We start from the raw sequence: 11,884 nt of genomic DNA, 5'->3' as shown, positions 1-11,884 counted from the left end.
CTTGGCCGGCTCGGGGGCGGTGATCGTCACGGGGACGCCGGACGGCGCCTGCGCGCCGGTGATCCGGGTCAGTTCCGCCTCGCCCGAGTTCACCTGGGTGGTCTCGGCCGTGATGTTCGCGTCGGCGAGCAGCCGGGTCATCTGGCGCCGCTGGTCCGGCAGGACGAGCGTGACGACGAGCCCGGACTCGCCCGCGCGCGCGGTCCTGCCGCCCCGGTGCAGGTAGTCCTTGTGGTCGGCGGGCGGGTCGACGTTGACGACGAGGTCGAGGCTGTCGACGTGGATGCCGCGCGCGGCGACGTTGGTCGCGACCAGCACGGTCACCTGGCCGTCCTTGAACTGCGCCAGGGTGCGCGTGCGCTGGGACTGCGACTTGCCGCCGTGCAGGGCCGCGGCCCTGACGCCCTGCTTGAGCAGGTTCTTCGCCAGCCGGTCGGCGGCGTGCTTGGTGTCGAGGAACATCAGGACGCTCCCCTCGCGGGCCGCGATCTCGACCGTCACGGCCGCCTTGTCGAGGTCGCGGACGTGCAGCACGTGGTGCTCCATCGTCGTGACCACGCCGTCCGACAGGTCGCCCACATGCACCACGGCGTCGCTGAGGTAGCGCTTGACGAGACGGTCGATGTTCGCGTCCAGGGTGGCGGAGAACAGCATGTGCTGCGCGCCGGGCGCGACCTGGTCGACGAGCGCCGTCACCTGCGGCAGGAACCCCATGTCGGCCATCTGGTCGGCCTCGTCGAGGACGCTGATGGTGACGTCGGACAGCACGCAGTCGCCGCGGTCGACGAGGTCGCGCAGGCGGCCGGGGGTCGCCACGACGACCTCGGCGCCCGAGCGGAGCGCGTCCGCCTGGCGGCCGATCGACAGCCCGCCGACGACGGTGGCCGTCCGTACGTGCAGGGCGCGCGCGTACGGGGTGAGCGCGGCCGTCACCTGCTGGGCGAGCTCCCTCGTGGGGACGAGGACCATCGCGAGCGGCCGTCGCGGTTCGGCCCTGCGGCCAGCCGTGCGGGCGACCAGGGAGAGACCGAAGGCGAGCGTCTTGCCTGAGCCGGTGCGTCCGCGGCCGAGCACGTCGCGGCCGGCCAGCGAGTTCGGCAGCGTCGCGGCCTGTACGGGGAACGGAACGGTCACGCCCTCGGCGGCCAGTGCGGCGAGCAGCGGCGCGGGCATGTCCAGCTCGGAGAATGCCTCCACCGGGGGCAGGGCCGGGGTGACGGGCTCGGGGACGGTGAACTCCCGTACGGGAGCGGCGGGCCGGTAGCCGCGGCCACCGCCTCCACCTCCGCCGGAGCGGCGCCCGCCGCCCGCGCGGGGGGCGGATCCGGACCTGCGGCCCGCCGTGTTGCGGCGGGACGAACCGGACGATCGGTTGTTCGTGCTGGGTGATCGGTTCAATGCAGAACCTTCCTCGATGCGGCACGTCTCGAGGAATTCCCGGCACCGTGAACGGTACGAAGATTCGCAGGAACGAGCCGGGTACAGCAATGGGCGGCCCGGTCGATTTCTGCGAGGAAATGCGGTCGGGCAAGACCGGCGGCTTGGGCAAGAAGATTCTTCATCGCGAAACACCTGGGTGACCGGTGCCGCCGGTGGGGTGGTGATGATGGGCCGCTGCGGGTCCGGGACCGGGAGCATCAGCGGGCGGCTTGCGCCCCGCCGCGTGCTCGTACGCCGGTCGTGGCCGGGTACGCCGCGCGGCCGGCTCGGGCCCCCGGGCGGGCGCCGTTCGGTTGACGGCGCCTCGGCCCGGGGCCCGGCACGGAGACGCGGCCGGGGGCTGAGCAAGGCTGAGCACCCCGGCCGCGACGCGACCGCAGAGAAGATCAGGCGGGAACGATGTTCTCGGCCTGCGGGCCCTTCTGGCCCTGCGTGACGTCGAAGGTGACCTTCTGGCCCTCCTGGAGCTCACGGTAGCCCTGGGTCGCGATGTTGGAGTAGTGGGCGAAGACGTCGGCGCCGCCGCCGTCCTGCTCGATGAAGCCGAAGCCCTTTTCCGAGTTGAACCACTTCACGGTTCCGGTAGCCATATTATTTCTCCTTAGGGGCAGTTTCAGGACCGCACTGTGCGGACCTGCGTCGCCGCATGATTGCCCCGCCCGGAGATCTCGGAAATCGAGGATCTCGGAAAAACGAAAGTGCGCCCGCCAGCACGTTCGTAGAAGGCCGGCAAGCACACTCGAAGTCTTGGGAGTCTTGGGAACCACAACTGCAACTCCTGTGAACGGTAGCACGCCGTGCGCGATTGTGCGCGGAAAGATCGCTGACGGGGACGCAGCAGCCGGTCACGGGCCCGTGCTGGGCCCGGACCGACGGGCCGACCGGCCGACGGGCCCCGCCCGGCTACACGCGCTCGTCGGCCACCGGCACGCTGGCCGTGATCCGCTTGCCCACCAGTTCGCGGCGTACGGCGAACCCCTCGCACAGCCCCATCACGATCTCCATCCCGTGTCCTCCGACCCGGTCGGGCCGCGGCGCCGAGGCGACGGGGAACGCGCCGCACGCGTCCCACACCGCGATCTCCACGGACTCCGCCGACGCGGCCAGATCCACCAGGCAGGGGCCGGGCGCGTACTTGCAGGAGTTGGTGACCAGTTCGCTGACGATCAGCTCCACCGCCCCGGCCAGCCGTGTGGAGACGGGGATGCCGTACCCGCCCCTGGCGTCCGCGAGGAAGTCCCCGGCGAACCCGCGCGCCTCGGCGATCATCTCCGGATCGCCGTCGTACGCGGCGCTCGCCGCCGTCCGCGCGCTCGCCGGTGTGCGGCCGCTCGCCGGTGTGCGGCCGCCGTCGCACGCCGCTGTCCACTGCTCGTCCATCACCGACGCCCTTTCCTGCGTGCCGTGGTTGTCCTTGTGTCCCGTTTCACCCGTCCTTACTCGCCGGTCGTCCCGGCCGGTGTGCGCGACTCACACGACCGGACGCGGCGCACGCCGCGCGCTGCGCACGGTGGCCACGCCCAGGGCGAGCAGCCAGTAGCCGAGGAGCGCGCCCATCAGCGCCGTGGTGCCCCAGCCGTTGGCCGCGTAGAAGTGGCTGGGGTCGTTGCCGAAGAAGAGGGACGGCACGAACGCCAGGTTCACGGCGGCGAGCGCGTACGCCGTCCAGCAGGTCCAGCGCGGCAGCAGGCCGGTGCGGGAGACGGCGTGGCCGACGGAGGCCAGGAAGATCCCGAGCATCAGGCGGGAGATCGACCCGTACAGGATGTACGTCCCGTCGACGGTGATCGTCGGGTCGATCGCGTGGTCGGAGGCGATGACGGCGCCCGCTTCGAGGCCGCTGGAGACCAGCGTGACGGTCGCGTAGACGAGGCCCGAGGTGAGGGCCATGGTGCCGGCCCACTCGTGTTCGGGGCTCACGCGTTTCACCAGCTCGCGGAAGGACGTCACGAACACGACGAGGAGCCCGAGCGCGACGATCCCGATGAGCAGTCTCGCCAGCACGTTCGAGGCCGGCGGCGGCCCCGAGTAGAGGAAGTAGAGCGGCACTTCGACGATGAGCGCCGCCGCCGCGGCGATCCCCGCCGTCCCGGTCAGGCGCCTCGCGATGGTCTCGTTCATGGGCGTTCCCCCGTCGTGTCGTGTGTGGCGCGGCCCTGTGGAGCGGCCCCGTGCCCTCATCGTGGCGCGCGCGCCGCGCCGCGTCGCTGGGCCTGAGGACCGGACCCGGGGTGCACCTGCCACCACCGCGAACGGCTGTGCGACACGGGCGCGGGACGTGCGTCGGCGGGACGTGCGTCAGCGGGAGTCGGCGCCGCTTTCCCGGGTACGTGAGCACAGCTCGCCGGCGCCACAAGCGGTCCGCTTCCCCATCTTCCCGGCGGAAGGGGCCCGGCCGGGAATAATGAGCGAAAACGGTAGCCAACGGACAGGACGCAATGAATATCGGCCGCCCCCGTCGATCGAACAGCATGCGACAGGGCCGCGTTTCCACAGGCCCGGACCGCTCCGCGAACGACCGGCTGCTCCGCTCGCTGCTGCGCAGGCGGAAGCGGCCCCTGACCGAGGCCGACGTCACCGTCACGAACACGGCCGAGATCAACCGTGCGGTCTCGGCGGCGGCGCTCGGCAACATGATGGAGTGGTTCGACTTCGGCGTGTACGCCTACCTGGCGACCACGTTGGGGAAGGTCTTCTTCCCGTCGAGCTCGCCGGGCGCACAGGTCGTCTCCACGTTCGCGACGTTCGCCGCCGCGTTCTTCGTCCGCCCGCTCGGCGGGCTCGTCTTCGGGCCGCTCGGCGACCGCATCGGCCGCAAGCGCGTGCTCGCCATCACCATGGTCATGATGGCGATCTCCACGTTCGCCGTGGGGTTCCTGCCCGGGTACGCGGCGGTCGGGTTCGCCGCGCCGATCCTGCTGCTGATCTGCCGTCTGGTGCAGGGCTTCTCCACCGGCGGCGAGTACGCGGGCGCCACCACGTACATCGCGGAGTACGCGCCCGACAAGCGCCGTGGCTTCCTGGGCAGTTGGCTCGACTTCGGCACGTTCGTCGGCTACGCGCTCGGCTCCGGCATCGTCACTCTGCTGACCGCGCTGCTCGGCTCCGACGGGATGGTGGACTGGGGATGGCGCGTGCCGTTCTTCGTCGCGGGCCCGCTCGGCCTCGTCGGCCTGTACATGCGGCTCCGCCTGGAGGAGACGCCGGCGTTCCTGCGGGAGCAGGAGGCCGAGGACGCCTCGGAGCAGCTGGGCGGCGCCGGCGCCGGGGAGGCCGCGCGCGTGGACGACGAAGTCGCCAAGAGCGCCCGGCAGTCGGGCAAGGGGCGGCTCAGGGAGATCTTCTCCGGGCAGTGGGCGGCCATCCTGATCTGCATGGGGCTCGTCCTGCTCTACAACGTCACCAACTACATGGTGACGTCCTACCTGCCGACGTTCATGACGGAGAACGTGGGGATCGGCGACGTCACCGCGCAGCTCCTCATCCTCGGCACCATGGTCATGGTGGCCGTGACCATCACCGTCGTCGGGCGCTCCTCCGACCGGTGGGGCCGCCGTCCGATGTTCCTCGGCGGCTCCATCGCGATGGTGGTGCTGGCGGCACCTGCGGTGCTGCTGATCAGGCAGGGCGGCGTGCTGATGCCCGCGATCGGCTGCGCGATCCTCGGGCTGCTGCTGGTGTGTTTCGCGGGCACATCCGCGTCCACACTGCCCGCCCTGTTCCCGACGCGTATCCGGTACGGCGCGCTGTCGATCTCCTTCAACGTGTCGGTGTCCCTGTTCGGCGGCACGACGCCGCTGATCGCGTCGGCGATCGTGGAGGGCACGGGCGACGAGATGGTGCCGGCCTACTACCTGATGATCGCGGGGCTGATCGGGCTCATCTCGACGTTCTTCCTGCACGAGACGGCGGGCAAGCCGCTGCGCGGCTCCGGGCCGATGGTGGAGACGGAGGAGCAGGCGCGCAGCCTGGTGGCGCGCAGCCGCACGGAGGCGGGGCGCCAGGCACGTGACGTGTGGCTGAGGGTGCGGCACCCCGGCGGGCACCACACGGAGGAGTCCCGTCGCCCGGACTGGTGGGACGACGAGTGACGGAGGCGGTGCCCGCGTCGCGCGGCTGCGCGGCGCGGGCACCTGACCGTCGTGACCAGGCGGTACGGCTCAGGTCCGTACGGCTCAGGTCAGTGCCTGCGCGCCAGCGCGGGGACGAACCTGTTCGCGTCGATCGTGCCGACGCCCGTCGCCATGTCGTACCCGGGCACGGCCTTGTAGCCGGTGACGCCGGCGTACGAGTTGTCCGTGCCGTCCTTCACGTCGACGATGCCCGTGAAGGGGTTCCACGGCGACTGCGCCGACAGGCTGTACAGCGCCCGGTGGATGTCGCCGAGGCGCCGGCCCGCCTGCTGGTCGGCGAGGGCGACGATGCCGGAGAAGAGCGGGCTTGCCTCGCTCGTGCCGCCGGAGACGCCCCAGCCGGTCTGCGTCGGGTCGTAGCTCGTGTACGTCCAGGCCCCGCCGTCCACCGCGGCGGACATCGACACGTCGGGCGTGCCGCGGCGGCTGCCGACGACGCGCCTGACGCTGTTCTGGTACGAGGGCCTGGAGAACACGTGCGACTGGCCGCCGCCGCCCGCGCCGTTGTCGTTGTAGACGCTGTCGGGTGACGTGCGCTCGCCCTTGGCGTCGAGGTGCAGCTGGGTGCCGCCGATCGACGTCACCAACGGGTCGCCGGACGGCCATGAGTTGACCGGCATCGTGTAGTAACCGACGCCGTCCGCCGTCGAGTCGGTCGCGCCGCCGTCGCCCGATGAGGCGAGCACGGTCACCTTGTGCCTCTTGGCGTCCTTGAACGCGTACCGCAGCTTCTGGATGCTGGAGAAGTCGCCCTTGCCGAAGCCGGGGAAGGTGTTCTCCGTCGCGCCGAAGCTCTGCGTGATGACGTCGCCGATGCCCCGGTCGATGAGGCTCTTCTCCGCGTCCATCATCTCCGGCAGGCCGGTGACGCCCTCGGTCTCGGCGATGCCGGTCTCGACGAGGACGATGTGCGCGTCGGGCGCGACGGCGTGCGCCATCTGCACGTCGAGGCTGGTCTCGCCGGCCCAGCCGGTCATCGTCGCGTCCGTGGGGTCGAACTTCGGGACCTTGCCCCACTTCACGACGTCCACGTGCGTGCTCTTCATGCCGAACTGCTTGCTGTACACGTCGAGGTCGTGCTGCACGGTGGGCGACCCGAAGGAGTCGACGATGACGATCGTGCGGCCCTTCCCGGTGATGCCACGCCGGTAGAGGGGGTTCAGGTCGTACGCCTGCCGGTACTGCGTGGGCGTGTAGCAGGCGATGCCGTACTGGGCCTCGCACTGGGCCGTGGTGAGCGGCCCGCGCGCGCCGCGGATGACCTGGCGGCCCGCGATGGCGGGCACGGGCTGCGGCAGCGAGCCCCCGACCTGAGGCAGGCGAGTCTCGGCTCGGACGGCCGTGGCGCCGGCCGCCCCCGAGCCGGACGGCGCGCCGGGCGCGGTCACCAGGGCGCAGGTCGCGAGGGCGGTGGCCCCTATGGCCAGTGCCGCGGCTCTCTTCCGGGGCTGAGCCGGGAGAACTCTGTGCATGGAGATGCTCCTTGCATGGAGTGGATCATGCCGACCGATCGGATGATCGGTATGACGATCAGATCGTCAGGTCAGTCCCGGGACAAGGATCAGGGCGCCAACGGGCCGCCTGTTTACCCCTGTCAGCCGAATAATTTGCCCGTGCATGACATTTCTGTGACCCGCACGGCGGCACTGGGCCGCCGCGTCGAGGGCGAGTGATCCCAGAGAGAGCCAGAGAGATAAAGAACGGATAAATTTCCGCGGCCCAACTGATTGAGTCGTGTCGAGAAGGCCACTCGAACTCGGTCACACGCCACAGCGAAGGAGGTGGCCGAGATGGCGGCACACACGTCACCCGGCATTGATCAGCACCCGGACATCATGGCCCTCCGCGCCCACTCCGAGCGGGCCACGAGTACTCCGGCGGCGCAGGCCGTCGAAGGTCTGGCCCTGCTGGCCGGTCTCTACCTGGCGATATCGCCGTGGATCGTCGGATTCAGCGGCCTGACCACGCTGACGGTGAACAACCTGATCGCGGGCCTCGCGTTCACGGTGCTCACCATGGGGTTCGTCAACTCCGCATACGAGCGCACGCACGGCATGAGCTGGGCCGCGCTCGGCATCGGCATCTGGGCGATCATCGCACCGTGGGTCGTGTCGGGAAGCGTGGACACGACCCGCACGATCTGGAGCAACTGCGTCGTCGGCGGCGTGATGGTGCTCCTCTCCCTGGCCACAGGGGCCATGGTCGCGCGAGCCGCGCGAAGGCCCTGACCGCCGGCGTCGGCGCGGCGGTGTCCTGACACCGGCGCGGTGACGCGGCGACAGGGTTCCCCGGGAGCCGGCGGCACGGACACGTGCGGTCGGCTCCCGGCTGTCGGCTGTCGGCTGTCGGCTGTCGCGCTCAGGCCTCGCCGAGGCTCGCCTGCTCCAGGTCGAGGGCGCGCTGCAGGCGGCGCATCGTCGCGCCGCTGATCTCGCTGCTCTCGTAGAGCCTGTGCAGCTCCGACGTCTCCGCCCTTATCAGGACGCGGCGCAGGTCGCGGTCGTCCTCGTGCGGGCGGTCGTCCTCGTGCGGGCGGTCGTCCTGCTCCCGCGGAAGATCCCTCGGGAGTTCCCGCGTGAGTTCCCGCGGGCCTTCCGACTCGCCCGCCGCCCGGCCGTACCGGGCGCCGAGCCTGCGCCGCGCCCGGTCGACGGCGGTGGGCGGGGCCGCGCCGAGTTCCGCGAGCCGGTCGAGCTCGGCGAGTGCGCGGCCCGCCAGCGCGCCCCGCACCCACGCCTCCTCGCGGACGGTGTGCTCGGGCTCCAGGGCGATCCCCGACCAGCGCACGACGGACGTGAGGCTGAACCCCTGCCCGACGAGGGTGACCACGACGACGCCCGTGGTCAGCACCAGCACCAGCGCGCGGTGCGGCAGCGGCTGACCCGCGTCGGTGGTGAGCGGGATCGACAGGGCGGCCGCCAGCGGCACGACGCCCCGCGTCCCCGCCCACGTCACGACGGCCGGGACGCGCCACGACACGCGCGGCCTCGCCGCGCCGCGCTCGCCGCCGCCGCCGTCCTGGCCACGCTCGCCGCGCCCGGCGTCCCCGCCGCGCCCTCCGCCGCGCACGTACTGCGTCAGCGCCGACATCGGGAAGACCCACAGCAGCCGCACGGCGAGCACCGTGCACGCGCACGCGATCACCCAGAGCGGCCAGGCACCCTCCGTGGCCTCCAACTCCGGCACCATGACGGGGAGCTGGAGCCCGATCAGGGCGAAGACCACGCTTTCGAGCAGGAACACGACCGTCCCGTAGACGGCGTGCGTCTGGAGCCTGATGCCGGGGCTGCCCAGCCGGTGGCCCGTGCTGCCGAGCACCACCGCCGCGACCACCACCGCCGTCACACCGGACGCATGCGACTCCTCGGCCACGACGTACGCCGCGTACGGGGTGACCAGTGCGATCACCGTCTCCAGTGTCGGTTCCTCCGTGCGGCGGCGGATGAGCACCACGAGGCCGCCGATCGCGCAGCCGATCAGTGCGCCGCCACCGCCGAGCAGCAGGAACCGCCATGCGGCGCCCGGCACGGACACGGCGCCCGCGGCGACCGCGCCGGAGATGGCGACCTTGAACAGCACGAGGCTCGTCGCGTCGTTGAACAGGCTCTCCCCCTGCACCATCGTCTGTACGCGCGGCGGCAGCGAGAGCCTGCGGCCGAGCGCCGTGACCGCCACCGGGTCGGTGCTCGCGAGCACCGCGCCCAGGACGAACGCCATCGACGGCGACAACGGCGTGAAGGCCGACGCGACCAGCGCGACCGCGGCGGCCGACACGAGGACGAGGCCGAAGGCGAGCGCGGCCACCGGCCGCCACACGGGCCGCAGTTCACGCGCCGAGAGCTCCTCGGCCGACGCGTGGAGCAGCGGCGGGAGCACGACCAGGCTGATGATCTCGGGCGGCACGCGCACATCGGGCACCCACGGCGCGAGGCCCACGATCAGGCCCGCCAACACGAGGAGCGACGGGGCCGGCACCTTCCAGTGCCGGGCGCCGGTCGCCACGGCGGTGGCGAGCACGACGAGGAGAAGGATGACGGTCAAGCTGGCCATGGGGCTCCCTGATCGGCTGACTGACGCGACAGAGAACAGAGAGCTGTCACGCCGCCGACCAGGCTTCCCGGCACACCGGAACCCATCTTACGGGTCGGCCGGTCCCGGCCCGTGACATCAGCGTGCGCCGGGCCCGCGGCACCGGCGTGCGCGGCCGCGGCGCCGGCGTGCGCGGGGGTCAGCCGCCGGTGAAGTCCCGCAGCAGCTCGGCCAGTCGGTGCGGCTGGTCGATCGGGATGAGCGTGTACGTGTCGTCCAGCTCCACCAGGCGCGCGTCGGGGAACAGGGCGGCGAGCCGGGCGCCGTCCGCGCGCGGCATCAGCCGGTCCTCCTTCGCCCACACGACCAGCACCGGCCGCCCGAACGTCCGCATGCCGTCCGCGTAACGCAGCAGCGTGGCGCGGTCCGGCACGGACAGGACGTACGCGGCGAGGTCGCGGCGCACCAGCGGATCGACGCGGGCCGGGGTGAACCAGGCGTCCATCATCGCGCCGGGCACCGGGCGCCGGCTCATCCAGCCCCATCCACCCGGCGCCCTGCGCAGCGCGCGGAACCGCAGCCCCTCCATCATCAGCCGCACCGTGGCCGGTGCACGGCACGCGGCCGTCACCAGGCGGCCGGGCAGGCCCGGCGGGTAGTTGTCGAACGCCTCGCACGCCGTGAGCACCAGCCGTCCCACGCGCGCCACGACCTCGGGCCGTCCCTCGGAGAGCAGGATCTGCGCGCCGCCCCAGTCGTTGAGTACGAGCGTCACGTCGCGCAGGTCGAGGGCTTCGAGGAACTCGCCCACCAGCAGCGCCATCCCGCGCAGCGTGAGGTCGGCGCCGTCCCGCATGGGCAGGCGGTGCGCGCCGAGCGGCAGCGTCGGGCGCACGCACCGGAAGCCGGGGCCGAGGTCGGCGACGACCTCGTGCCAGACCGAGCTGTCCATGGTCAGCCCGTGCAGCAGGACCAGCGTCGGCCGGTCGCGCGCCCCGCCGGCCGCCACCGCCGCATCGCCGAGGGCCGTGTCTCGATGGACCGTGTCTCGATGGGCCGTGTCTCGATGGGCCGTGTCCTCGTACTCGATCGTGCCGGCCGAGAGCGTCACCTCGGGCATCGGTACCTCCGGGCTCGGTGTGCGAATGCGCCGATCTCCTGAGGCTTACGGTAGGCCCGGGACCGGCGCGGGCCAACCAGCACGGCCCGGGCCACAGGCGCGGGAAGGGGCGTGGCGGCGATGCGGGCCGTGGTGGTCGAGGAGTTCGGCGCGCTTCCCGAGGTGCGCGAGGTGCCGGATCCGGCGCCGTCACCGGACGGCGTCGTCGTACGGGTCGGCGCTACGGGCCTGTGCCGCAGCGACTGGCACGGCTGGATGGGCCACGACGACGGCATCGCGCTGCCGCACGTGCCGGGGCACGAGCTGGCGGGCCACGTGGTGGCGGTGGGCTCCGACGTCGCCAACTGGCGGGCCGGGCAGCGCGTGACGGTGCCGTTCGTGTGCGCGTGCGGGCGCTGCCCGGCGTGCGCGACGGGCGACCAGCAGGTGTGCGAGGCGCAGGAGCAGCCCGGTTTCACGCACTGGGGCTCGTTCGCCGAGTACGTGCCGCTGCGCCACGCGGACGCGAACCTCGTCTCCGTACCCGACTCGATGTCCTTCCTGACGGCCGCGTCGCTCGGCTGCCGGTTCGCCACGGCGTACCGCGCGGTCGTGGAGCGGGCGCGCGTCGTGCCGGGCGAGTGGCTCGCGGTGCACGGCTGCGGCGGGGCGGGTCTGTCCGCCGTGATGATCGCGGCGGCGAGCGGCGCGCGGGTCGTCGCGATCGACGTGGCGCCGCGCGCGCTCGAACTGGCGCGCGAGTTCGGCGCGGCCGTGTGCGTCGACGCCGCGTCCGTGCCGGACACGGCGGCCGCGGTACGGGACGCCACCGGCGGCGCCCACGCCTCGCTCGACGCGCTGGGCTCGCCCGGCACGTGCGCGGCGTCGGTCATGTGCCTGCGGCGCCGTGGCAGGCATGTCCAGGTGGGGCTGTTGCCCGGGGACGGCACGCCGCTGCCGATGGACCGGGTCGTGGCGTACGAGATCGACGTCCTGGGCTCGCACGGCATGGCCGCGCACGCCTATCCGCGGCTGATGCGGCAGGTGGCGGCGGGCGCCCTGCGGCCCGACCTGCTGGTGACGTCCGTGATCGGCCTGGACGCGGCGCCGGCGGCGCTCGCGGCGATGGGCGAGCGGGCAGCGGGATCGGATGTGCACACGTTTGAACTCCTGTCTCCGATGT

The 11,884-nt window shown here is 72.3% G+C and carries 12 protein-coding genes; 5 read left to right on the top strand and 7 right to left on the bottom strand.

Annotated features, from left to right (window positions below; translation table 11 throughout):
• The coding region (locus JFN87_RS28185) for a DEAD/DEAH box helicase (RefSeq protein WP_245182108.1) at window positions 1-1,398 on the bottom strand (1,398 nt) is incomplete at its 3' end.
• Window positions 1,399-1,445: 47 nt separating this feature from the next.
• Between JFN87_RS28185 and JFN87_RS34200 the strand changes: the two genes are divergently transcribed.
• Window positions 1,446-1,580, top strand: coding sequence for a hypothetical protein (locus JFN87_RS34200; protein ID WP_282961678.1), 135 nt, complete (start codon window positions 1,446-1,448; stop codon window positions 1,578-1,580).
• A 246-nt stretch (window positions 1,581-1,826) separates the two neighbouring features.
• On the opposite strand, the gene JFN87_RS28180 is transcribed toward JFN87_RS34200, so the two are convergent.
• The 3 genes from JFN87_RS28180 to JFN87_RS28170 form a co-directional block, all read right to left on the bottom strand.
• The gene (locus JFN87_RS28180; RefSeq protein WP_030898965.1) at window positions 1,827-2,030 is read right to left on the bottom strand and encodes a cold-shock protein; all 204 of its coding nucleotides are present in this window, start codon (window positions 2,028-2,030) and stop codon (window positions 1,827-1,829) included.
• A gap of 313 nt (window positions 2,031-2,343) precedes the next feature.
• The gene (locus tag JFN87_RS28175) at window positions 2,344-2,820 is read right to left on the bottom strand and encodes an ATP-binding protein (protein WP_209344493.1); all 477 of its coding nucleotides are present in this window, start codon (window positions 2,818-2,820) and stop codon (window positions 2,344-2,346) included.
• A gap of 90 nt (window positions 2,821-2,910) precedes the next feature.
• The gene (locus tag JFN87_RS28170; RefSeq protein WP_209344491.1) at window positions 2,911-3,561 is read right to left on the bottom strand and encodes a hypothetical protein; all 651 of its coding nucleotides are present in this window, start codon (window positions 3,559-3,561) and stop codon (window positions 2,911-2,913) included.
• 401 nt (window positions 3,562-3,962) lie between these two features.
• Here JFN87_RS28170 and JFN87_RS28165 point away from each other — a divergent pair, with 401 nt between their 5' ends.
• Entirely contained in the window at window positions 3,963-5,531 is a 1,569-nt protein-coding gene (locus JFN87_RS28165) for an MFS transporter (protein WP_209344499.1), read from the top strand.
• A gap of 89 nt (window positions 5,532-5,620) precedes the next feature.
• On the opposite strand, the gene JFN87_RS28160 is transcribed toward JFN87_RS28165, so the two are convergent.
• Entirely contained in the window at window positions 5,621-7,045 is a 1,425-nt protein-coding gene (locus tag JFN87_RS28160) for a S53 family peptidase (RefSeq protein WP_209344489.1), read from the bottom strand.
• Window positions 7,046-7,060: 15 nt separating this feature from the next.
• On the opposite strand from JFN87_RS28160, the gene JFN87_RS28155 reads away from it, so the two are divergent.
• Both JFN87_RS28155 and JFN87_RS28150 read left to right on the top strand, forming a co-directional pair.
• Window positions 7,061-7,246, top strand: a complete 186-nt coding sequence (locus tag JFN87_RS28155; protein WP_209344487.1) for a hypothetical protein — start codon at window positions 7,061-7,063, stop codon at window positions 7,244-7,246.
• Window positions 7,247-7,363: 117 nt separating this feature from the next.
• Window positions 7,364-7,801 (top strand): SPW repeat protein, encoded by a 438-nt coding sequence (locus tag JFN87_RS28150; RefSeq protein ID WP_209344485.1) that lies wholly within the window; start codon window positions 7,364-7,366, stop codon window positions 7,799-7,801.
• Between the two features lie 130 nt (window positions 7,802-7,931).
• On the opposite strand, the gene JFN87_RS28145 is transcribed toward JFN87_RS28150, so the two are convergent.
• Window positions 7,932-9,623 (bottom strand): Na+/H+ antiporter, encoded by a 1,692-nt coding sequence (locus JFN87_RS28145; protein ID WP_209344482.1) that lies wholly within the window; start codon window positions 9,621-9,623, stop codon window positions 7,932-7,934.
• A 178-nt stretch (window positions 9,624-9,801) separates the two neighbouring features.
• Entirely contained in the window at window positions 9,802-10,722 is a 921-nt protein-coding gene (locus JFN87_RS28140) for an alpha/beta fold hydrolase (RefSeq protein WP_209344480.1), read from the bottom strand.
• A 120-nt stretch (window positions 10,723-10,842) separates the two neighbouring features.
• Here JFN87_RS28140 and JFN87_RS28135 point away from each other — a divergent pair.
• Window positions 10,843-11,884: zinc-dependent alcohol dehydrogenase family protein (locus tag JFN87_RS28135; RefSeq protein ID WP_209344497.1), on the top strand; the 1,042-nt coding region annotated here is incomplete at its 3' end.

The sequence above is a fragment of the Streptomyces montanisoli genome, assembly GCF_017813245.1.
GTDB classification, from domain to species: domain Bacteria; phylum Actinomycetota; class Actinomycetes; order Streptomycetales; family Streptomycetaceae; genus Streptomyces; species Streptomyces montanisoli.
The sequence above is the reverse complement of the archived record's forward strand: the minus strand, read 5'-3'. Positions and strand labels throughout refer to the sequence as shown.